The following is a 23,311-nucleotide window of genomic DNA, read 5'->3' as shown; positions in this document are numbered from 1 at the left end:
TTGAGCCCGCAAGGGGCTCAAGGCATCACGATTCAACGACGACGGAACAGCGGCAGCGGTTCGTCGGTGGCGGCCTGATAGGTCACCGAGAAGTCCTTGAGACCTTCAAGGGCTTCGTACGGGTCTTTATCGGCGCGAATGGCAAAGGCATCGAAGCCACAGCGGTGCATATAGAACAGCTGGTCGCGCAGTACATCGCCAATCGCCCGCAGTTCGCCTTTGAAACCATAACGGTCACGCAGCAGGCGGGCGTTGGAGTAGTTGCGGCCATCGGTGAAGGCCGGGAAGTTCAAGGCGATGACCTGGAAGCTGGCCACGTCTTCACCGATTTCCTCGGCTTCTTCATCGGCGTCCAGCCACACACCCAGGCCACCATCGCGGGCCAGGAGCATACGGCTGTGTTCGCGCCACAGTTGCAGCGGGACGATGTAATCGTCGCAGTTGGTGATTTCGTCGATGTTGAAGTCTTTGGGCAGCAGGTGCCAGGTTTCGTCGACGACTTCGTTGTTCTTAATGATTCGCTGCATAGACGCGTTCCTTGAAGAGGTCGATGCCAATACGCTGATAGGTGTCGATGAAGCGCTCGTCTTCGGTACGTTGTTCGATGTACACGTCGATCAGCTTCTCGATGACGTCAGGCATATCGTCCTGTGCGAAGGATGGGCCGAGTATCTTGCCCAGGCTGGCGTCACGGCTGGCGCTGCCGCCGAGGGACACCTGGTAGAACTCTTCGCCTTTCTTGTCCACCCCGAGGATGCCGATGTGGCCGACGTGGTGGTGACCGCAGGCGTTCATGCAACCGGAAATGTTCAGGTCCAGCTCGCCGATGTCGAACAGGTAGTCCAGGTCGTCGAAACGGCGCTGGATCGATTCGGCGATCGGGATCGACTTGGCGTTGGCCAGGGAACAGAAATCGCCACCCGGGCAGCAGATGATGTCGGTCAGCAGGCCGATATTCGGCGTGGCGAAACCGTTCTCGCGCAACTCGCCCCACAGGGTGAACAGCTTGTCCTGCTCGACGTCGGCCAGGATGATGTTCTGCTCGTGGGAGGTGCGCAATTCACCAAAGCTGTAGCGGTCGGCCAGATCGGCCACGGCGTCGAGCTGCTTGTCGGTGATGTCACCCGGCGCAACGCCGGTCGGCTTCAGGGACAGAGTCACGGCCACATAACCCGGCTTCTTGTGGGCCAGGGTATTGCGGGCGCGCCAGCGGGCGAAGCCCGGGTGTTCCTTGTCGAGTTCAGCCAGTGCGGCGCTCTGGTTGTCCAGTGCCTTGTAGTCAGGGTCGACGAAGTGTTTGGCGACGCGATGCACTTCGGCGTCGGTCAACGTGGTCTGGCCACCGCGCAAGTGTTCCATTTCCGCATCGACTTTCTGGGCGAAGACTTCAGGGGTCAGCGCTTTTACCAGAATCTTGATCCGTGCCTTGTATTTGTTGTCACGACGACCATAGCGGTTGTACACCCGCAGGATGGCGTCGAGGTAGCTCAACAGGTCTTGCCACGGCAGGAACTCATTGATGAATGCGCCCACCACCGGGGTGCGGCCCAGGCCACCGCCAACCAGCACGCGGAAACCCAGTTCGCCCGCGGCGTTATGCACTGGCTCCAGGCCAATGTCATGGACTTCGATGGCGGCACGGTCGGAGGTCGAACCATTGACGGCGATCTTGAACTTGCGCGGCAGGTAAGCGAATTCCGGGTGGAAAGTCGTCCATTGACGAACAATCTCGCACCATGGGCGCGGATCGATCAGCTCATCGGCCGCGACGCCGGCGAACTGGTCGGTAGTGACGTTGCGCAGGCAGTTGCCGCTGGTCTGGATCGCGTGCATCTGCACGGTGGCCAGTTCAGCCAGGATGTCCGGGATGTCTTCCACCGCCGGCCAGTTGAACTGCACGTTCTGCCGGGTGCTGATGTGGGCATAGCCCTTGTCGTAGTCGCGGGCGATTTTGGCCATCATTCGCATCTGGCGCGAAGTCAATTGGCCGTAAGGCACCGCCACACGCAGCATGGGTGCGAAGCGCTGGATATAAAGCCCGTTCTGCAGGCGCAGGGGGCGGAATTCTTCTTCGCTCAGCTCGCCTGCCAGATAGCGTCGGGTCTGATCACGGAACTGCTTGACGCGGTCCTCGATGATCCGCTGATCGTACTCGTCGTATACGTACATATAAGTCCTGTTCTCAGGCTTGGGTCGCTCGGATACAGCTGCGTTTTTGTGCTTGCCGGAACCCGATAGAGCCTCTGCAATTCTGCGCGCACGGCCGCGCACTCCCTACGGAGCTGGGGCAAGATACCAGTTTGCGGTTATGCGCAAAAGTGATGTTTGAGTATATGTAAAGAACCAAATCGCCTAACGAGAACGGTTGCCACTTAACCCACATTTGTCGTGCGGGCAATCATCGTCTTAACTGTGGTCGAGTCTTTATGCAATCACCGATAAAACCGACAAGAGGCGATGCAATGAGCAACCCAACCAAAGCAAGGAAAAGCGATAGCACGGTCGATGCCTGGGCGATTCTGTTCCTGATCATTCTGGTCGTCGGCACTGCTGTATTTTGGGTCAGTCATCAATAAACGACCCCGTCCGGGCCTCGTTCCGACGATTGTCGGACAAAAACCGGAATAAACGCCGTTTTGCGGGCGTTCGCTGGCTATAATGCGCGGCGAATTTCCGGGGGCTCGGACGACCAATGTTGAAGTTGCTGTGTGGCGCATTGCTGGCGCTGGCCATGGTCGCGGGACCGAGCGCTCAGGCGGCGTCGGTGCTGTTCCTCAATCCGGGAACGACCAGGGAAGCTTTCTGGGTCAGTTACTCGCAATTCATGCAGGCCGCCGCCAAGGATCTGGCCATGGATCTGCGCATCGAGTACTCCGACCGCAACGCCGAGATCACCCTCGCTCAAGCGCGTAAAGCCTTGCAAGGGCTAAACCGTCCCGACTATCTGGTGTTCGTCAACGAGCAATATATCGCTCCCGAAATCCTGCGCCTGGCCCATGGCAGCGGGGTAAAACTGTTTATCGTCAACAACGCCCTGACCCCGGACCAGATGCGCCTGCTCGGCGCCCGGCCCGACAAATACCCCGACTGGGTGGGCAGCCTGGTGCCCAACGACGAGGAGGGTGGCTACCTGATGCTCAAGGAACTGATCCGTTTGCATCCTCCGGTTGCTCCCGGTCAGTACTTGGACCTGCTGGCCTTCTCCGGACTGAAAATCACACCCTCGGCGCAATTGCGGGAAAAGGGCATGCGCCGGGCATTGGCCGAACACCCTGAGGTGCGTCTGCGCCAGCTGGTGTACGGTGGCTGGACCCGGGAACGAGCCTATGAACAGGCCAAGGTGTTATTCAGGCGCTACCCGCAGACGTCGCTGATCTGGTCAGCGAATGACGAAATGGTTTTTGGTGTGATGCGTGCCTTTGAAGAATCGGGCGGCAAGCCTGGCAAGGACGCGCTGTTCGGTACGATCAATAACTCGCCCGCGGCCTTGCACGCGTTGCTCGACAATCGCTTGAGCGTGTTGCTGGGCGGGCATTTCAGTCTGGGTGGCTGGGCGCTGGTGCAGTTGCATGACTACGACGAGGGCATCGACATCAGCCAGTACGGCGGTCGTGACCGGCAGATTCCGTTGTTACAGTTGATTGACCGGGCACAAGCCAAGCGTCTGCTGGCAATGGGCGCCTCGCAGGATTTCGGCGTGGATTTTCACAAGCTTTCGGCCAAGGGGCGCCCGACGTCCTGGCGCTACCCGTTCAGCCTGCAAACCCTGATGCACTAAATCTTTGCCAGATGCACCACCAGTTGCACGATGCCGTAGAGCATCAGTGCGAACACGGCGGTGAACAAGATCCCCAAAATCACGAAATGACTGGGTTTGCCGTGGGTGAAATCCCGTGCGCGATTCTTCCCGCTCTGCACCCCGAACGCCGCCGCCATGACGCTGTGCAGCATCTGCCAGAAGGTCGGTGGTTTATTATTTGACTCGTCCATAAACACCTCTTTGGTGCAACCCTGCGATTAACTTTAGTGGCGTGATCACAGAAGTCAAATAACGCTGTCTACCTGTTATTTCTGATAGTAGATCGGTTGAGTGAAATCGATTTAACTGGATTTGCATCGCAATAGAATTGCATTACTTGTAAGGAAACTACCATTGCAAATCATTAATTTCGACAGGCGAGCCATTCGGCCCGCTATGCCAACCAATTTTCAAGCAATTCCGGCTCATAATTCTTTGGAGTTGAGTTGGGTAAAACCAATCGATGAAAATATTTATAAAAGTTACATTTGGGTGAGCGGAAGCAACTCCGAAACAGAGGTGGAAGGCACGCAGTTTTTTGTAGAGAACCTGGAGCCTGGAACAACGTATTGTGTTGCATTGCAACTTGAAAACGAGTTGAGACAGCGTTCGCTTCGGGTCTATGGAAGTTTCACCACGTTGGAGGATTTACCTTCAACGCCTGATAATCTGACAACGACCAGACAAACCACTACCAGCGTGGACTTGGCGTGGGACCAGGCCAGCGGTGGCCCCGGGCTGATGTATGAGATCGACGTAGATGGCGTCCTCTATGAAACTACCGACCAGGCAACAATTTCGGTAGAGGGACTGGCCTCTGGAACTGAATATAAGTTTGCCATTTCGTCCTATGACCAAAGAGGTAATTTTTCGGCACCTGTATCGATTGTTCATCGCACCCTGGATGAGCTGTCAGTTCGCCGCGTAATAGCTTCTCCTCGGCATGATGCATTTGCGTTTGATGCTGCCGATACTTTTCCACGGACCGGTTTTCCGGGGGCGCAATTGGAGTTTGATATCGTAGGGGGAGAGCGTCCTTATAATTTGACTGTCAGCGACAGTGCCGTGGCAACGCTGAACGGGAACGTTGTGACTTTACATAAAAAAGGCAGCGTAATTGTCGTGATCGAAGACAGTCAAGGAGTGAAGGTTAATTACTTGATCAATCCTTTGCATTGGTTTAGTACGCCTTCAAACGTTACTTACACTCACACGCAGGCAGCAGCGCAAGGGCCGTTGCCGGATGTGCATATTATGAGTACGCGAGGCGGCGCAGGGGACCGGCGGGTCGGGAGTTTGTGTTCGGAATGGGGAGATCTGAGCCGGTATGGCTGGCCACAAACCAATGATACGGTCTCTTATTGGACCAGAAATGCCTCTCCCGAACCACCTCAGGGAAGGACCTACGAAGCGGTCAACACAGCGAACAATCGTTGGGGTGGCCGATTGGAAACAATAATGTACTACGCAAGTTTTATGTCTTAAAGCTTGAATGCATGCCGCTGGAAACCCGGCGGCATGCATGATCTGCCTTCAGTCGCTGATCAATCGTCGTAACCGAGGTTAGGCGCCAGCCAGCGCTCGGTGACGCTTAGTTCCTGGCCTTTACGCGACGTGTAGCTCTGCACCTGGTCCTTGTCGATCTTGCCCACGGCAAAGTATTGCGCCTGCGGGTGAGCGAAGTACCAACCGCTGACTGCCGCCGCCGGGAACATCGCGTAGTGCTCGGTGAGGAACACACCGCTGCGGCCGGCACGCATTTCGGCCGCCTCGGGGTCGAGGAGGGCGAACAGGGTGGCTTTCTCGGTGTGATCCGGGCACGCCGGGTAGCCCGGGGCAGGGCGGATACCGGTGTATTGCTCTTTGATCAGCGCCTCGTTGTCGAGGGTTTCGTCCTTGGCGTAACCCCAGTGTTCCTTACGCACCTGCTGGTGCAGCCACTCGGCGCAGGCTTCGGCCAGGCGGTCGGCCAGGGCTTTGACCATGATCGAGTTGTAGTCGTCGCCAGCGTCCTGATAAGCCTTGGCCACTTCTTCGGCGCCGATGCCGGCGGTGGTGATGAAGCCACCCACGTAGTCGGTGACTTCGCTGTCCTTCGGTGCGACAAAGTCCGCCAGGGAGAAGTTCGGCTTGCCGTCGGTCTTGATGGTCTGTTGGCGCAGGTGATGCAGTTTGGCCAAGGGCTTGCCGTCATCGCCGTAGAGTTCGATATCATCGTCGCGCACCTGATTGGCCGGCCAGAAGCCGAACACCGCGCGGGCGCTGATCAGTTTCTCGTCGATCAGCTTGGCGAGCATTTCCTGGGCATCGGCGTACAGCGCGGTGGCGGCTTCACCGACCACTTCGTCCTGGAGGATGCGCGGGAACTTGCCGGCCAGGTCCCAGGAGATAAAGAACGGCGTCCAGTCGATGTATTCGGCCAATACCTTCAGGTCGATGTTGTCCAGCACCTTGGTGCCGGTGAACGTCGGTTTGACCGGGGTGTAGGTGCTCCAGTCGAACTGCGGCTTTTTCGCAATCGACGCGGCGTAGCTCAGGCGTTCGGTGCGGGCGCTGCGGTTGGCGGTGCGCTCGCGGACTTCGATGTATTCCTCGCGGGTTCTCTCGACGAAACCGGCCTTCAGCTCCTTGGACAGCAGCTGCGTGGCCACGCCAACCGCGCGGGAAGCGTCGGTGACGTACACCACGGCATCGTTGCTGTACTTGGGTTCGATCTTCACCGCCGTGTGCGCCTTGGAGGTGGTGGCGCCGCCGATCATCAACGGCAGGTGGAAATCCTGGCGCTGCATTTCGCGGGCGACGTGGACCATTTCATCCAGCGACGGGGTGATCAGGCCGGACAGGCCGATGATGTCGCACTTCTGTTCCTTGGCGACCTGGAGGATTTTCTCCGCCGGGACCATCACGCCAAGGTCGACGATGTCGTAGCCGTTACAGCCCAGCACCACGCCGACGATGTTCTTGCCGATGTCGTGTACGTCGCCCTTGACCGTGGCCATCAGGATCTTGCCCTTGGCTTGCGGCTTGTCGCCTTTTTCCAGTTCGATGAACGGGATCAGGTGGGCCACGGCCTGTTTCATCACACGGGCGGATTTCACCACCTGCGGCAGGAACATTTTACCGGCGCCGAACAGGTCGCCGACGATGTTCATACCGGACATCAACGGCCCTTCGATCACTTCGATCGGACGGGCGAAGGACTGACGGGATTCTTCGGTATCTTCAACAATGTGGGTGGTGATGCCTTTGACCAGTGCGTGCTCCAGGCGCTTGTTGACGTCCCAGTTGCGCCACTCTTCGGTCTCGGCTTCCTTGACACTGCCGTCGCCCTTGTACTTGTCGGCGATGGCGAGGAGGGCGTCGGTGCCTTCCGGGGTGCGGTTGAGGATCACGTCTTCCACGGCGTCGCGCAGTTCCACCGGGATCTGATCGTAGATCTCCAGTTGACCGGCGTTGACGATACCCATGGTCAGGCCGGCGCGGATCGCGTACAGCAGGAACACCGAGTGGATCGCCTCGCGCACCGGGTTGTTGCCACGGAACGAGAACGACACGTTGGACACGCCACCCGAGGTCAGGGCATACGGCAGCTCGTCGCGGATGTAGGCACAGGCGTTGATGAAGTCCACGGCATAGTTGTTGTGTTCTTCGATACCGGTGGCCACGGCGAAGATGTTCGGGTCGAAGATGATGTCTTCCGGCGGGAAGCCGACTTCATTGACCAGAATGTCGTAGGAGCGTTTGCAGATCTCTTTCTTGCGTGCTTCGGTGTCGGCCTGGCCGGCTTCGTCGAACGCCATCACCACCACGGCGGCGCCGTAGCGCTTGCACAGCTTGGCGTGATGGATGAACTGCTCGACGCCTTCCTTCATGCTGATCGAGTTGACGATGCCCTTGCCCTGGATGCACTTGAGGCCGGCTTCGATCACTTCCCATTTGGAGGAGTCGATCATGATCGGTACACGGGAGATGTCCGGTTCGCCGGCAATCAGATTGAGGAAGGTCACCATGGCCTTCTTCGAATCGAGCATCCCTTCGTCCATGTTGATGTCGATCACCTGGGCGCCGGCCTCGACCTGTTGCAGGGCGACTTCCAGGGCTTCGGTGTAGTTGTCTTCACGGATCAGGCGGGCAAACTTGGCGGAACCTGTGATGTTGGTGCGCTCGCCGACGTTGACGAACAGCGAGTTGCGATCAATGGTGAACGGCTCCAGGCCCGAGAGACGGCAGGCCTTGGAGATTTCCGGAATCTGGCGCGGTGCATAACCGGCCACGGCTTTGGCAATGGCTTCGATGTGACCCGGGGTTGTGCCGCAGCAACCGCCGACGATGTTGAGGAAGCCGCTTTGTGCGAATTCTTCGATGACCTTGGCGGTTTGCGATGGCAGTTCGTCGTACTCGCCGAATTCGTTCGGCAGGCCCGCGTTCGGGTGCGCCGAAACGTGGGTGTTGGCTTTGTTCGACAACTCTTCCAGGTACGGGCGCAATTCGCTGGCACCCAAGGCGCAGTTCAAACCGACCGAGATCGGTTTGGCGTGGGCCACGGAGTTCCAGAAGGCTTCGGTGGTCTGGCCGGACAGGGTGCGGCCGGAAGCGTCGGTGATAGTGCCGGAGATCATGATCGGCAACTCGATGCCCAGTTCTTCGAACACACCTTGCACGGCAAAGATCGCAGCCTTGGCGTTGAGGGTGTCGAAAATGGTTTCGATCAGGATCAGGTCGGCGCCGCCTTCGATCAGGCCTTTGGTCGCCTCGGTGTAGTTTTCCACCAGTTCATCGAAGGTCACGTTGCGGTAGCCCGGGTTGTTCACGTCCGGGGACAGCGAGCAGGTACGGCTGGTCGGGCCGAGTACGCCGGCGACGAAGCGTGGCTTGTCCGGGTTCTCGAGGGTTTTGGCATCGGCGACCTTGCGCGCCAGGCGAGCGCCTTCTACGTTCAGTTCGTAGGCCAGTTCTTCCATGCCGTAATCGGCCATGGAAATGCGGGTGGCGTTGAAGGTGTTGGTTTCCAGGATGTCAGCACCGGCATCCAGGTAGGCTTTTTCGATGCCACCGATCACGTCCGGGCGCGTCAGCACCAACAAGTCGTTATTGCCTTTGACATCGCTCGGCCAATCGGCGAAGCGTTTGCCACGGTAATCCTGTTCCTCGAGCTTGTAGCTCTGGATCATCGTACCCATGCCGCCATCGAGAATCAGAATGCGCTCTTTGAGGGCGTGCTTGAGAGCTTGAAGGCGAACACTGCGATCGGACATTGGGACTACTCGAAAAGACCATGACGAAGGGCCGGGATAATAGCAAACCTGTGCGCTTTTAGAGCATGCTCGGGTTTTGCATGAATATCGCTCATGTTGGTGCGAGCGTCAGACCGGTAGAATCGCGGCGTTTTTCAAGGATCGGGATCAGGGACATGTCGTATCGCGTCGTCATCAGCAGTGTGTTGCTGTTTTTAAGCTGGGGCGCCGTGGCGCAAGACCCGGTTATTTCTCCTTCTATTTCCTACAGTCGCGACATTCAACCGATCTTTACTGAAAAGTGCGTGGCCTGCCATGCCTGCTATGACTCCGCCTGTCAGCTCAACCTGGGCAGTGGCGAAGGTGCGGCCCGTGGCGCGAGCAAAACCCCTGTTTACGACGGCGACCGCAGCCAGGCCGCAGCACCGACCCGGTTGTTCTACGACGCCTTCGGCAAGCGTGCCTGGCAGCAAAAGGGCTTTTATTCGGTACTCGATGCTCAAGGCAGTCAGGCGGCACTGATGGCGCGCATGCTCGAGCTGGGTCACCGGACGCCGCTGCAACCCAATGCCAAACTGCCACAAGACATTGCCCTCGGCCTCAACCGCGACAATATGTGTGCCATGCCGGCGGAGTTCGACGCTTACGCCGGTTCCCATCCGAATCAGGGCATGCCACTGGCGGTCACCGGGCTGACCGATCAGCAGTACCAGACCTTGCAGCGCTGGCTCGCGTCCGGCGCGCCGATCGATGAGCAGGGCCTGGTGCCCAGCGCCCGGGAAGCGTTGCAGGTGGTGCAATGGGAAAACCTGCTCAACGCACCGGGTGCCCGACAAAGTCTGGTGGGGCGCTGGTTGTTCGAACACTGGTTTCTCGCGCACCTCTACTTCAAGGACGGCGAGCCGGGGCATTTTTTCCAGTGGGTGCGCTCACGCACGCCGACCGGCCAGCCCATCGACCTGATCAATACCCGTCGCCCGAACGATGATCCGGGCACGCAGTTTTATTACCGATTGTGGCCGGTGCAGGGCGTGATCGTGCACAAGACCCACATCACATATCCGCTGAGCGCGGCGAAAATGGCCCGGGTCAAAAGCCTGTTCTACAACGGCAACTGGCAGGTCAGCGCCTTGCCGGGCTACGGGCCGGAAAGTCGGGCCAATCCGTTTGCCACGTTCGAGGCAATCCCGGCCCAGGCGCGTTATCAATTCATGCTCGATAACGCCGAGTATTTCGTGCGCACCTTTATTCGCGGCCCGGTTTGCCGGGGGCAAATCGCCACGGACGTGATCCGCGACAACTTCTGGGCGCTGTTCCAGGCGCCGGAACACGACCTCTATATCACCGACCCGAATTACCGTGGTCAGGCCACGCCGTTGCTGGCGATGCCGGGGCAGAACGACGACGTCGGCAGTGTCCTGAGCCTGTGGCACGACTACCGCGACAAACGCAATGAGTACGAGGCCTTGCGTCGCGACAGCTACGCCGACCTGCCGGCACCCAGTTGGTCGACCTTGTGGGCCGGCAACGACAATGCGCTGCTGAGTATCTTTCGGCACTTCGACAGTGCCGCCGTGACCAAGGGCCTTATCGGTGATGTGCCGCAAACGATGTGGCTGTTCGACTTCCCACTGCTGGAACGCACCTATTATCAGTTGGCGGTGAATTTCGATGTGTTCGGCAACGTCTCCCATCAAGCTCAGACACGCCTGTACTTCGACCTGATCCGCAATGGTGCCGAGCAGAATTTCCTGCGCCTGATGCCCGCCGATTCGCGCGATGGCTACCTCGATGACTGGTATCAGAGCAGCGGCAAATTCAAGATGTGGATGGACTACGAGTCCATCGACAACGACAAGCCGACCGCGCTTAAGCTCGATGAAAAAGACCCGAAACGCGACTTCGCCATGCAGTTGCTGGCCCGCTATGGCGAACTTGATGCCAAGCCGGATCCGATCAACCGCTGCGACGGCGCCTATTGTTCGCGCCCGAACATCGACCCGGACTTGCAGAGCGCCGAACAGGCCTTGAGTCGCCTGGCGTCACGCCCGGCGGCCGGGCTCAGGGTCATCGATCAGTTGCCGGAAGCGACTATGCTGCGGGTCGAAACCGCGAACGACCAGCGTGTGGTGTACAGTCTGCTGCGCAACCGCGCGCACAGTAACGTGGCGTTTCTGCTCGGCGAGTCGCTGCGTTATCAGCCGGGGCTGGATACCTTGACCATCTTCCCGGGGGTTCTAAGCAGTTATCCGAACTTCATGTTCAACCTTCCCGCCGGGGAAGTCCCGGCGTTTGTGGATGCGATGGAAAACGCCAAGGATGCCGATCGTTTCGAGAAGATCGTCGAGCGCTGGGGGATTCGCCGCAGCCATCCGCAGTTCTGGCAGTACTTTCATGACCTGAGCCGCTACATCCACGAGACCGAGCCGGTGGAAGAGGGCGTGCTGGATATGAATCGCTACGAAAACCTCTAGTAGACCGCTGATCCCCCTGTGGGAGCGAGCAAGCCCGCTCCGACAAGGGATCAGCGCCAACTTTCCCGACAAAAATACTAGGACTTTGTCCGGCGCGATGATTGGCGTAAACTGCGCCCAAGCCTGCGAGGAGTTTCCATGACCGCTATTACCATCACCGACGCCGCCCACGATTACCTGGCTGATCTGCTCTCCAAGCAGAACACCCCGGGCATCGGCATCCGCGTCTTCATCACCCAGCCTGGCACCCAGTACGCCGAAACCTGCATTGCCTACTGCAAGCCGGGCGAAGAAAAGCCTGAAGACACCGCACTGGGGCTCAAAAGCTTCACTGCTTACATCGATCACTTCAGCGAAGCCTTCCTGGACGACGCGGTTGTCGACTACGCCACCGACCGCATGGGCGGCCAGCTGACCATCAAGGCGCCCAACGCCAAAGTACCGATGGTCAACGCCGACAGCCCGATCAACGAGCGTATCAACTATTACCTGCAAACCGAGATCAACCCGGGGTTGGCCAGCCACGGCGGTCAGGTCAGCCTGATCGATGTGGTCGAAGACGGCATCGCCGTTCTGCAGTTCGGCGGCGGTTGCCAGGGCTGCGGCCAGGCCGACGTAACCTTGAAGGAAGGCATCGAGCGCACCTTGCTCGAGCGCATCCCCGAGCTCAAGGGCGTCCGTGACGTCACTGACCACACGCAGAAAGAAAACGCCTACTACTAAGGCGTTCGCTGCGAACTAAAAAACGGCGCCCCGTGAGCGCCGTTTTTTTTATGGGTGAAATTCACTGACGCCTTCGCGAACAAGCCCGCTCCCACAGTTGATCGCATTCCAATGTGGGAGCGGGCTTGCTCGCGAAGAGGGCCTATGGACGATACAAATGTGCATGCCCTGCACGGTACAGCGACGACTCACTAAAGTGATCACTCCCCAACACCCGACCCACCAGTATCAACGCCGTGCGCCGAAACCCTTTGGCGGCCACTTTCCTGGCAATATCCTCAAGTGTCCCCACCACCCAATCCTGATCCGGCCAGGTCGCCCGGTGAATCACCGCGATCGGGCAATCCGCGCCGTAGTGCGGAAGTAGTTCGGCCAGGATTTTCTCCAGATGATTCACCCCAAGATGGATCGCCATGGTCGCCCCATGCTGCGCCAGGTTGCCCAGTTCCTCTCCCGCCGGCATGGCGGTTTTGTCGGCATAGCGGGTCAGGATCACGCTTTGTGATACGTCCGGCAACGTCAGCTCTGCGCCCAGCAGCGCTGCGCAAGCCGCCGTCGCGGTGACGCCGGGGATGATCTCAAAAGGAATGTCGAGTTCACGCAGGTGGCGAATCTGTTCGCCGATGGCGCCATACAGGCTCGGATCGCCGGAATGTACCCGGGCCACGTCCTGACCATTGGCATGGGCAGCCCTGATCAATTCGATGATCTGTTCCAGATGCAATTCGGCACTGTTGACCACCAGTTCCGCTCGGTGACCTTCGAGGACGGCTGTGGGTACCAGCGAGCCCGCATAGATGATGACCGGGCAGCTGCGAATCAGCCGTTGGCCTTTGACGGTGATGAGTTCCGGATCGCCGGGACCTGCGCCAATAAAGTAGACGGTCATCGTCGGTTCCTGTGAAAAAAGGGGGTGGGCAAGGCTTCAAATGAAGATTGCTCATGATCGAAGGCGCGGATTATCGGGGATTTTAAGCAGCGTAGGCCAATGCCAGTGTCGCCTGGGCATATTTTTGTCGCGGGATCAGCAGTTTTGCCGGCGCATTGGCCAGTTGTTCGGCCATGGCCAGGGCGGCACTTTCTGCCACGCCGTAGCAACCGGTGCGCTCGAAGGCGATCTCCGAATGGTGGCTGAGCTGCGTTTGATAAGCCGCCAACTGTTCGCTGCTGAAATACATCAACTGCAAGCCGAGTTGTTCGGCCAGTTCGATCAGGGCCGGTTCGTCGCGCTTCAAGTCGATGCTGGCCAGGGCCTTGATCTGATGAAGTTCGATCTGGTTGGCCTGCAGCGCCTGATCGAGCAGCGCCCGCAGCGTACTGACGGGGCAGCCGCGCTGGCAGCCCAGGCCGACCACCAGGGTCGGCGCAGTGCCGGTATCAATCATGCGTGGTATTGGCCATCGCTTTTGCGGCGGAACAGCCAGGCGCTGATCAGGCCCAGGGCCAGCCAGAACGCGACGTTGGTCAGCTGCGAAGCGATTTTGAACTGAGTCTCCAGTGCTTGCGGGGCGAGCATAGAGTGCACTTGCGGTTGCGGTGCGCCAATCACATGGGGCACGGCAAGGATCGCCACGCCGAGGGCTTTCATCAGCCAGTGGCGGCTGAACGCGATCAGCGCGATGCCGACAGCCGTGGAGGCGGCGGTGAGGATCCACCATAGCTGCCGTTGTGCCAGATCGGCGGCAGCCGTGCCCGGCAATTCAGGCGGCAGGCCGAGGGTCGGCGCCAGCACGAAGGTGGCGTAACCCGCCAGTCCCCAGAGCAGGCCCTGGGACGTTTTGGTCGGCGCGCGCAGGGTGTAGAGACCGGCGAGCATCAGGGCGAAACCGACCGCCACCACCAGATTGCCACCTGTGGTCGACAGCACGCGCTGCCAGCCATCTTCCGGCTCCCAGGCTTCGCCATCATGGGTGTGGGCGGCGACGCCGGCGGCGTGTTCATGCACTTCAACGGCTGCGGGTTCGGATTTTTCGTAGGTCTCGGCCTGCAAAATCAGCGGAGAAACCCAAAGGCTTTGCAGCAGCGTCAGCAACAGGGCGGCCAGCAACCCGGTGAAACCTGCGGTTTGCGCAATACGCTTGATCATGTCGGCAGGTCTCAATGGCACGGGAACGCGGCGCTGTGACGGGTATCGTGGGCGGCATTGTGGACCGCTTCGATGTGCGAGAACCCGGCGAAGTACACAAGGCTGGCGCCGAGGATCGACGCGAAAACGGCGGCGGTCAGGCGTTGGGTCAGGGTTGTGGCGCTGCTGGCGGTACTGCTGTGGCCGGTGCTGCTGATGATCGACATGGCGTTTCCCTCTGTTCTGTCAGCGGGGAATCAAAAGCGCATGCAAGACCCTGCGCACAACCGGCGCGCAGGGATTCGAACAGCGCCCGCCCACCGCGGGTTTGTCTTTCAGTGATGTTTTGGTCACTTTGTGTTGCGGGCCGGTCTCCGGGCTCACGAGGGGCGCAGGCTTTCGCCTTGACCTGCAAGCATCACCTTCCCATGCCACATCGGCACAGTGGATCTGACGCTTCGCTCGCTTACCGTTGCGGGGGCAGCACCGGACTGACATGGCCTTGAGTAAAGCACATGATTCACCGGTTTCCCGTTTCACCCTGTGAAGGGCACCCGTAACAAGGCGTGTAGGAGAGCATGGGCGGGGGTGGGGCGTCAATTGGCAGGGGTTCTCATCTTCAAACCGAGGTGAATTCCTCGCAAGCAGGTGACCGCATGCCAATGTGGGAGCGAGCCTGCTCGCGAAGGGGCCTGTGCGGGTGTCACAAGACATTGACCCGCCCCCATACCATGCGTAGCCTTGCGCTTTCGAGGTTCTTCGGCGTTTGCCGAAGCTAAGAAGGGAACGCGGTCGATGCCGCGGCTGCCCCCGCAACTGTGAACGGTGATGTTCGCTGCCACGCCACTGCACGCTCAGATCCTGAGCCCGCGGGAAGGCGCAGTGAATGCCAGTCCAATAACTGGCACACCGTCAGCCAGGAGACCTGCCTCGATACAGATTCTCACTACAACCGGGCGGGGTGATCCGGTGGCGAACGCTTCCGGTGCGCATGCGCGTTGCCGGTTCTCGTCCCGTATGCCCGCCACCTTGCCAAAGGGCATCCGATGAAAACACTGGCCAAACTCCCCGTCACCATCGTTACCGGCTTCCTCGGCTCGGGCAAAACCACTTTGCTGCGGCACATGCTCGACAATGCCCAGGGCCGCCGCATCGCGGTGATCGTCAACGAGTTCGGCGAGCTGGGCATCGACGGCGAGATCCTCAAGCAATGCTCCATCGGTTGCACCGAAGAAGAAGCTGTTGGCCGGGTCTATGAACTGGCCAACGGTTGCCTGTGCTGCACCGTCCAGGAAGAATTCTTCCCGGTCATGCGCGAACTGGTTGCCCGTCGCGGCGATCTCGATCACATCCTCATCGAAACTTCGGGCCTGGCCCTGCCAAAACCGCTGGTCCAGGCTTTCCAGTGGCCGGAAATCCGCAGCGCCTGCACCGTTGACGCGGTGATCACCGTGGTCGACAGCCCGGCCGTCGCTGCCGGCACCTTCGCTGCGTTCCCCGATCAGGTCGACGCCCAGCGCAAACTCGACCCGAACCTGGACCACGAATCGCCACTGCACGAACTGTTCGCCGACCAGTTGTCCAGCGCCGACCTGGTGATCCTCAACAAGGCCGACCTGATCAACCCGGAAGACCTGGCCCGCGTGCGCCTGGAAGTTGCCGAGGAACTGCCGCCGGCGGTGAAAGTCATCGAAGCGAGCAACGGTCGTCTGCCGCTGGACGTGTTGATCGGCCTCGGTGCCGGTTCCGAAGAACACATCGACAGCCGCCACAGCCATCACGACCACCATCATGAAGGCGAAGAAGACGATCACGATCACGATGCTTTCGATTCCATCTCCATCGAGTTGCCACAGGCTGACGAAAGCCTGCTGCTGGATGCGCTGACCCAACTGGTTGTGCAGCACGGCATACTGCGGATCAAAGGCTTCGCCGCGATCCCGAACAAACCGATGCGCCTGCTGATCCAGGGCGTGGGGACCCGTTTCGACAAGCACTTCGACCGTCAGTGGGGCGCTGAAGAAACGCGTATCACCCGGCTGGTGCTGATCGGCCAGGAACTGGACGCCGCCTTGCTCGAAGCGCAACTGCGCGCCGCGCTCAGCGTGTAAGCCATGCACCTGCTCAGGACCCAGCCCGGCGGATTTGTGTCGGATGACAACATTGCCGACCTTGGACAAACCCCCGCCGAGCTGGTGATCCTGTGCAGCGGCGACTCCAGCCTGGCGCTGCTCGCCGAAGCGGCGCAGCAGTTGCCCGACGATTACCCGAGCGTACGCCTGGCCAATCCGATGCAGGTGCAGAATCACGCCTCGGTTGATCTATACGTGGATGAAGTGCTGCGCCATGCCAAGGTCATTCTGATCTCGCTGCACGGGGGAATCGCCTATTGGCGTTACGGCATTGAACGCCTGGTGGAGCTGTCGCAACGTGGCGTGCAACTGATTCTGGTCCCGGGCGATGACCGTCCGGACCCGGAACTCAGCGACCTGAGTACCGTGCCGCCTGAAGACCGCGACCGGCTCTGGCACTTCCTGCGCCAGGGTGGCATGGCCAATGCCCTGGACTTGTTTCGCTGTCTGGGCAATCGCTGGCTGGGTCGCGATTACCCATGGTCCGAGCCGAAAACCCTACCGCGCACGGCGATTTACCATCCGCAAAAAAGCCCCGCGACGCTGCAGGATTGGCAAGCTGACTGGCAGGCCGATCAGCCCGTAGCGGCGGTGCTGTTCTATCGCTCGCACCTGCAAGCGGCGAACACCGCTTTCATCGATATTTTCTGCCAGCGTTTGCAAGCGGCGGGGCTGAACCCGTTGCCGATTGCGCTGGCCAGTTTGAAAGAGCCCGGTTGCCTGATAGTGGTCGAGGACTGGCTGGATGAAGTCGAGGCGGGGGTGATTCTCAACACCACCGGTTTCGCGCAATCGAGCCCCGAAGCGCCGCACCTGCGTCCGTTTCGCCGCAACATCCCAGTGATTCAGGCCATTTGTGCCCAGGACAACGAGCCGGGCTGGCGCGCCAGCGAGCAGGGCCTCGGACCCCGGGATCTGGCGATGCACATCGCGCTGCCGGAACTGGACGGACGCATCATCAGCCGACCGATCAGTTTCAAGGATCTGGCCTGGCGCAGTGAGCGCAGTCAGTCCGACGTGGTCTGCTATCGGCCACAACCCGAGCGCATGGACTTTGTCGCCGAACTGGCGCGGCGCTGGATCGATCTGGCGCGCCTGCCCAACGCGGAAAAACGCGTGGCGCTGATCCTCGCCAATTACCCGACCCGTGATGGTCGCATTGGCAATGGTGTGGGTCTCGATACTCCGGCTGCGGCGCTGAACATCCTGCGAGCGCTTCATCAAGAAGGTTATCCGCTGCCGGCCGAATTGCCGGACAGTGGTACTGCGCTGATCCAGCAATTGCTCGGCGGCGTCAGCAACGATCTGGAAACCATCGACCAACGCCCGTGTCAGCAAAGCCTGGCCATGGACGATTACCTGACGATGTTCAACGCACTGCCCGAAGCCAATCGCGCGGCGGTACAAGAGCGTTGGGGATCGCCGGAAAACGATCCGATGTGCCGGGGCGGTCGAATGATGATCGCCGGGTTGCGTTTCGGCCTGACCTTCGTCGGTATTCAACCGGCGCGGGGTTATCAGGTCGATCCGAGTGCGGTGTATCACGACCCGGACCTGGTGCCGCCTCACGGCTATCTCGCGTTCTATTTCTGGTTGCGCAACACCTACGGCGCCCATGGCGTGATCCACGTCGGCAAGCACGGCAACCTCGAATGGTTGCCGGGCAAAGGCGTCGGTCTTTCGCAAAGCTGCTGGCCGGATGCGCTGCTCGGGCCGTTGCCGAACATCTATCCATTCATCGTCAACGATCCGGGCGAGGGCGCCCAGGCCAAGCGCCGCACCCAGGCGGTGATCATCGACCACTTGATGCCGCCGCTGACCCGCGCCGAAACCTACGGACCGCTGCGCAACCTGGAGCTGCTGGCCGACGAGTATTATGAAGCGCAACTGCTCGATCCGCGCCGCGCCCGTGAGTTGCAACGGGACATCCTGCAACTGGTGCGCGACACCCACATCGACCGCGAACTGCAGCTTGAAGAGCAGCTGGACAGCGACGCGGATGCAGCGATCTGGCTACCGCGCCTGGACACTTACCTGTGCGACTTGAAAGAGTCGCAGATCCGCGATGGTTTGCACGTTTTCGGCGAATCACCGGCCGGGCGTCTGCGCATTGACACCTTGCTTGCGCTGCTGCGTATTCCCCGGGGCGATGGGCGCGGGGCGCAGTCGAGTCTGCTGCGGGCGTTGGCCAAGGCCTTTGAACTTGGGTTCGATCCGTTGGACTGTGCGTTGGCCGAGCCTTGGAGTGGACCGCGTCCAGTGGAATTGCTGACGCTCAACAATGAAGTCTGGCGTACGGCAGGCGATACCCGCGAACGTCTCGAGCTGTTCGCCACAAAATTGATCTCGCAGGTGGTGAATGCCCCCTGTGGGAGCCAGCCTGCTGGCGATGGAGTGTCAGCCACATTGATGTCGACTGACACTCCATCGCCAGCAGGCTGGCACCCACAGGAAGCGGGTTGGTCTGAGGTGCAAGCCATCCTCGACAACCTGCGCGAAGTGGTCGCACCACGCCTGGACGCCTGCGGCCCGGCAGAAATGCGCGGTCTGCTCGATGCCCTCAGCGGTCGTTTCGTGCCCGCCGGCCCCAGCGGCGCACCGAGTCGCGGGCGCCTGGATGTGCTACCGACCGGACGCAATTTTTACTCGGTAGATGTGCGCAACCTGCCGACCACCACCGCATGGCGCATCGGTTTCCAGTCGGCCAACCTGATTCTGGAACGCCACCTGCAGGACCACGGCGATCATTTGCGCCAGCTCGGCCTGTCGGTGTGGGGCACCGCGACCATGCGCACCGGCGGCGATGACATCGCCCAGGCCATGGCGCTGATGGGCGTGCGTCCGGTCTGGGCCACCGGCAGTCAGCGAGTCGATGACTTCGAGATTCTGCCGCTGAGCCTGCTCGACCGCCCACGGGTGGACGTGACCTTGCGCGTGTCCGGTTTCTTTCGCGACGCCTTCGCCAACCTCATCCGCCTGTTCGACGCCGCAGTGCAGGCCGTCGCCGCGCTGGATGAGCCGGACGATCTCAACCCACTGGCGGCCAAGGTACGCGCCGAACGTGAAGCACTGCTGCAAGCGGGTCTCGATGAAGACGCCGCGCGGCGTCAGGCCGGCTGGCGTATTTTCGGTGCCAAACCCGGTGCCTATGGGGCAGGGGTACAGGGCGCCATCGATGGTCGTCTGTGGCAGAGCCGCGAGGACCTGGCCGAGGTGTATTTGAACTGGGGCGGTTATGCCTACGGCGGTTCAGACGAAGGCACCGCGGCCCGAGATCAGTTCGCCCAGCGTCTGAGCCAGGTGCAAGCGGTACTGCAAAACCAGGACAATCGTGAACACGACTTGCTCGACTCCAATGATTATTACCAGTTCCAGGGCGGCATGCTGGCCGCCGTGGAAAGCCTCGGCGGAGAAGTGGCGGCCAGTTATCACGGTGATCACAGCCAGCCGGACCTGCCGAAGATCCGCACGCTGAAGGAAGAACTGAACCGAGTCATCCGCTCCCGTGCGGCCAATCCGAAGTGGCTGGAGGGCGTCAAACGTCACGGCTATAAAGGTGCGTTCGAAATGGCGGCGACGGTCGACAACCTGTTCGCCTTCGACGCCACCACCCGATTGATTGACGATCATCAGTATGCGTTGCTGGCCGATGCCTATCTGCTCGATCCAGGCACCCGGGATTTCGTGCGCGAGCACAACCCCCATGCCTTGCGCGACATGACCGAACGCATGCTCGAAGCACAGCAGCGGGGGATGTGGAAGGAGCCGGGTGAGTATCGCGAGGCGCTGGAAAACTTGTTGCTCGATATAGAAGAAGATACCTGATACACCACAATCCCCTGTGGGAGACCAAGGTGGCTGTGAAATTACCGACCAGGAACGAGTATTGAAGATGACCGACACCCCGCATTTCCCCCTCTCCGCCGTGGTCGGCGCCGATGACTTGAAACTTGCGCTGTACCTGACCGCCATTGACCCGAAGATCGGCGGCGTGCTGATCGAAGGCCCGCGCGGCATGGCCAAATCGACCCTGGCCCGAGGCCTGGCGGACCTGCTCGCCAGCGGTCAGTTCGTCACCTTGCCGTTGGGTGCCACTGAAGAGCGTCTGGTCGGCACCCTCGACCTGGATGCTGCCCTGAGCGAAGGCCGCGCACAATTTTCCCCCGGCGTGTTGGCCAAGGCTGATGGCGGCGTACTCTACGTCGATGAAGTCAATCTGCTGCCCGATCACCTGGTCGACCTGCTGCTCGACGTCGCCGCCAGCGGTACCAACCTGGTCGAGCGCGACGGCATCTCCCACCGGCATTCAGCGAAGTTCGTGCTGATCGGCACCATGAACGCGGAAGAGGGCGAGCTGCGTCCGCAACTGCTCGACCGCTTTGGTTTGAACGTCGCCCTCAGCGGTCACACCGCACCGACTGAGCGCGGCCAGATCATCCGTCGGCGTCTGGATTTCGACAGCGACCCCCAAGGTTTTTGCGCCGAGTGGGAAAGCCAGCAGCAAGACTTGCGCGAGCGCTGCCAGAAGGCGCGTAGTGCATTGACCAACATTCCCCTCGACGATGCAGCGCTGGAGCAGATTACCGAGCGCTGCTTTGCCGCCGGTGTCGATGGCCTGCGCGCCGACCTGGTCTGGTTGCGTGCGGCGCGCGCGCACGCCGCCTGGCGTGGGGCGAGTGCCATTGCCGAGGAAGATATCGACGCCGTCGCCGAGTTTGCCTTGCGCCATCGCCGTCGCGAGCACACGCCTGCGGCATCACAACCCAACCAGTCTCCATCCAGCCACGATCGATCAAGGCAAAGGGCCAACCCGAGCGAAGGCCAGGGTCAATGGGGTGAGATGCCCGCCCAGGCACTGCCGACCGGCGCCCGACGTGAAGTGCCGAGCTGGCCAAAAAAGCCCTAGGCATTCGCCCTCGATCTGATGCGGGGGCGAATGCCAGACCCCGCGCCGGACGCCTGGACAACGGCAAGCAGGGTAAGCATCACGCTGCTCGAAGCGGTTCGGTCAATTGGCCCGGCACCTTGCTCAACGGCCGGCCCCGTCAGCGCACGGATCTGCTTTTTCAACTGCGCACCCGTTCGCCCCATGAACTGTGGCTTGTGATCGTCGACGCGTCGGCTTCGACCCGTCGTCATCAGGCATTGAGTGATGCCAAGGGTTTGTTGGCGCAACTGTTCGACGACGCCTACCGTCAACGCGCGCGCCTGGCTTTGCTGACGGCCAGTGGTGCGTTGCCGAAGTGGCAGGTGCAAGGGTTGAAAGCCTCCAGCGGTTTGTGCCACTGGCTCGATGGGCTTGGCGCGGGTGGCGGCACGCCGTTGCTGGCGGCGCTGGGGGAGGCGGGGTGCTGGCTGGCTGCACGGCAAAAGCGGTTCCCGGCGGAGCAGCAGCGGTTGCTGGTGGTGACTGATGGTCGGTTGAAGGAATGGCCGGCATTGCCCGCGCTCAATTGTCCGGGGCTGGTGATCGACATTGAACGTGGACCGATTCGCCTCGGGCGTAGCAGGGTATTGGCGGCGCAATTGCAGTCCGAATATCGGCATATCGATGAGCTGATACCAGGCTGAGTTCTTTGTTGCCTGTGCTGGCCTAATCGCCAGCAGGCTGGCTCCCACAGTGATTCGGGTGAGACACAGAATTCATAAACGCCGTTTTCCCCTGTGGGAGCCAGCCTGCTGGCGATGAGGGCTGCACATTCAAAGATGAAATCGCCAGGTACGCGTCATTCAAGCACCAGCACTGTCCGGGGCTTTGGAATCGGATTGCGCATCAGCGTGCCGACCACCAGCGCAGCCAGTAATCCTGCCAGTCCAGCGACCCACAGCAACAGGCTGAAGCCGCCGACAAACGCCTGGCGTGCCAGCGGCTCGACCACCGACTGTGCGGCCTGCGGCAACAGACTCATGGCCGCCGGCATGTCACCGGCCACCACCCGTGAGGCGACGCCTTGAGTGTGTTCCAGCCACTGCCCGCCTTGTGCCGACAGGTTGTCGTGCAGCAACTGTTCGCTATGGCCCGACAGCAAGGCGCCATAGACCCCGATCGCCAGCATCACCGCACTGAAACGCATGGTGGTGCTCATGCCCGACGCCATGCCGGTACGTTCCCGGGGTACGCAGGCCATGATGTTTTTCTGCGTGTCGCCATTGAGCAGCCCGGCGCCGGCACCGGTCACGGCGATCGCCAGGGCGAAGGGCAGGTAGCCGCCGCTGTTGACCGCCCAGGCGCTGAGCAGGTTGCCGCAACCTACCAGTGTCAGCCCGATCGCCATCATGTTTGCCGGGTGAACGCGTCCCGCCAGCCGTGCGCCGATGCGCGGGAAGATCAGCATGGTCACGGCAAACGGCAGCATGCCCAGTCCGGCGGAAATGGCGGTAAAGCCCAGGCCGTTCTGCAAGTAGAACGGCAGCATGGTCATCATCACCTGGGCGCAGGCGGCGTAGGAGAACATGCCGAGCAGGGCACCGATGAATCGCGGATGCCTGAACAGTTGCAAGTCGATCATCGGCCGCTGTTGCAGGCGCTCGATCACCACGAACAAACCCAGCAGCAGGGCACCGCCCACCAGGCGTGCATAAGTCACGGGGTTGTTCCAGCCGATCCGGTTGGCTTCGATCAGGCCCCAGATCAGGCACAACAGGCTGGCGCTGAAGGCGAGGCTGCCCCAAGGGTCGAGGCGGGCGGCCTGGGCATCACGGGATTCCGGCACTGCGCGCCAGACCATGTACATGAGGAACAGGCCTACCGGCAGGTTGAGGTAGAAAATCCAGCGCCAGCCGACGAATTCAGTGATTAATCCGCCCAGGGTCGGCGCCGCCGTCATGGCCACGCCCATACAACCGCCCCAGAACGCCCAGGCCTTGGCCCGTTCCACTTCATC

General features: G+C 60.6%; 17 protein-coding genes and 2 riboswitches. Of the genes, 8 read left to right on the top strand and 9 right to left on the bottom strand.

From position 1 onward, the window contains the following. Positions 1–32: 32 nt before the first annotated feature. A complete protein-coding gene (locus tag FFS64_RS09150; protein WP_096511978.1) occupies positions 33–527 on the bottom strand; it encodes a DUF934 domain-containing protein in 495 nt (164 codons plus the stop codon). Then, positions 511–2,169 (bottom strand): nitrite/sulfite reductase, encoded by a 1,659-nt coding sequence (locus FFS64_RS09145; RefSeq protein WP_137805096.1) that lies wholly within the window; start codon positions 2,167–2,169, stop codon positions 511–513. Before FFS64_RS09145 ends, FFS64_RS09150 begins: the two co-directional genes overlap by 17 nt. 523 nt (positions 2,170–2,692) lie before the next feature. Here FFS64_RS09145 and FFS64_RS09140 point away from each other — a divergent pair. After that, positions 2,693–3,778, top strand: a complete 1,086-nt coding sequence (locus FFS64_RS09140; protein ID WP_137805095.1) for an ABC transporter substrate-binding protein — start codon at positions 2,693–2,695, stop codon at positions 3,776–3,778. On the opposite strand, the gene FFS64_RS09135 is transcribed toward FFS64_RS09140, so the two are convergent. Then, positions 3,775–3,990 carry a DUF2970 domain-containing protein gene (locus FFS64_RS09135; protein ID WP_137805094.1) on the bottom strand — a complete coding sequence of 72 codons (216 nt, stop codon included), beginning with the start codon at positions 3,988–3,990 and terminating at the stop codon, positions 3,775–3,777. The genes FFS64_RS09140 and FFS64_RS09135 overlap by 4 nt on opposite strands. A 163-nt stretch (positions 3,991–4,153) precedes the next feature. On the opposite strand from FFS64_RS09135, the gene FFS64_RS09130 reads away from it, so the two are divergent. Further along, the gene (locus FFS64_RS09130) at positions 4,154–5,284 is read left to right on the top strand and encodes a fibronectin type III domain-containing protein (protein WP_137805093.1); all 1,131 of its coding nucleotides are present in this window, start codon (positions 4,154–4,156) and stop codon (positions 5,282–5,284) included. A gap of 59 nt (positions 5,285–5,343) precedes the next feature. On the opposite strand, the gene metH is transcribed toward FFS64_RS09130, so the two are convergent. Further along, the gene (metH, locus tag FFS64_RS09125; protein WP_137805092.1) at positions 5,344–9,054 is read right to left on the bottom strand and encodes a methionine synthase; all 3,711 of its coding nucleotides are present in this window, start codon (positions 9,052–9,054) and stop codon (positions 5,344–5,346) included. 155 nt (positions 9,055–9,209) lie between these two features. On the opposite strand from metH, the gene FFS64_RS09120 reads away from it, so the two are divergent. Continuing rightward, complete coding sequence (locus FFS64_RS09120; protein WP_137805091.1) at positions 9,210–11,507, top strand: fatty acid cis/trans isomerase; 2,298 nt, start codon at positions 9,210–9,212, stop codon at positions 11,505–11,507. 138 nt (positions 11,508–11,645) lie between these two features. Then, positions 11,646–12,230 (top strand): Fe-S biogenesis protein NfuA, encoded by a 585-nt coding sequence (gene nfuA / locus FFS64_RS09115; RefSeq protein WP_008059275.1) that lies wholly within the window; start codon positions 11,646–11,648, stop codon positions 12,228–12,230. Between the two features lie 142 nt (positions 12,231–12,372). Here the strand turns inward: nfuA and cobM are convergent, their stop codons facing one another. The 4 genes from cobM to FFS64_RS09095 all read right to left on the bottom strand — a co-directional run bounded on the left by cobM (position 12,373) and on the right by FFS64_RS09095 (position 14,522). Then, positions 12,373–13,119 (bottom strand): precorrin-4 C(11)-methyltransferase, encoded by a 747-nt coding sequence (cobM, locus tag FFS64_RS09110; protein WP_137805090.1) that lies wholly within the window; start codon positions 13,117–13,119, stop codon positions 12,373–12,375. Positions 13,120–13,201: 82 nt separating this feature from the next. After that, a complete protein-coding gene (locus FFS64_RS09105) occupies positions 13,202–13,615 on the bottom strand; it encodes a cobalamin biosynthesis protein (protein ID WP_137805089.1) in 414 nt (137 codons plus the stop codon). After that, on the bottom strand, positions 13,612–14,316 hold the full coding sequence (locus tag FFS64_RS09100) for a CbtA family protein (RefSeq protein ID WP_137805088.1): 705 nt from the start codon (positions 14,314–14,316) through the stop codon (positions 13,612–13,614). The genes FFS64_RS09105 and FFS64_RS09100 overlap by 4 nt, the downstream gene beginning before the upstream one ends. Positions 14,317–14,327: 11 nt before the next feature. After that, positions 14,328–14,522, bottom strand: coding sequence for a CbtB domain-containing protein (locus FFS64_RS09095; protein ID WP_137805087.1), 195 nt, complete (start codon positions 14,520–14,522; stop codon positions 14,328–14,330). A gap of 120 nt (positions 14,523–14,642) precedes the next feature. Beyond that, positions 14,643–14,868: riboswitch (cobalamin riboswitch) on the bottom strand. Between the two features lie 162 nt (positions 14,869–15,030). Then, positions 15,031–15,243, top strand: a riboswitch (cobalamin riboswitch). Positions 15,244–15,341: 98 nt separating this feature from the next. Between FFS64_RS09095 and cobW the strand changes: the two genes are divergently transcribed. The 4 genes from cobW (at position 15,342) to FFS64_RS09075 (ending at position 21,998) form a co-directional block, all read left to right on the top strand. Next, positions 15,342–16,406: a cobalamin biosynthesis protein CobW gene (gene cobW, locus FFS64_RS09090; RefSeq protein WP_137805086.1), complete on the top strand. Its 1,065-nt coding sequence runs from the start codon at positions 15,342–15,344 to the stop codon at positions 16,404–16,406. A gap of 3 nt (positions 16,407–16,409) precedes the next feature. Continuing rightward, a complete protein-coding gene (cobN, locus tag FFS64_RS09085; RefSeq protein ID WP_137805085.1) occupies positions 16,410–20,252 on the top strand; it encodes a cobaltochelatase subunit CobN in 3,843 nt (1,280 codons plus the stop codon). A gap of 67 nt (positions 20,253–20,319) precedes the next feature. Further along, positions 20,320–21,333, top strand: a complete 1,014-nt coding sequence (locus FFS64_RS09080) for an ATP-binding protein (protein ID WP_137805084.1) — start codon at positions 20,320–20,322, stop codon at positions 21,331–21,333. Between the two features lie 119 nt (positions 21,334–21,452). Then, complete coding sequence (locus tag FFS64_RS09075) at positions 21,453–21,998, top strand: VWA domain-containing protein (protein ID WP_171017071.1); 546 nt, start codon at positions 21,453–21,455, stop codon at positions 21,996–21,998. Between the two features lie 155 nt (positions 21,999–22,153). On the opposite strand, the gene FFS64_RS09070 is transcribed toward FFS64_RS09075, so the two are convergent. After that, the coding region (locus FFS64_RS09070; protein ID WP_137805082.1) for an MFS transporter at positions 22,154–23,311 on the bottom strand (1,158 nt) is incomplete at its 5' end.

Source organism: Pseudomonas sp. G(2018), assembly GCF_005502415.1.
Taxonomy (GTDB): Bacteria; Pseudomonadota; Gammaproteobacteria; order Pseudomonadales; family Pseudomonadaceae; genus Aquipseudomonas.
Note: the sequence above shows the minus strand (reverse complement) of the source record. Positions and strands in the feature narration are given on the sequence as shown.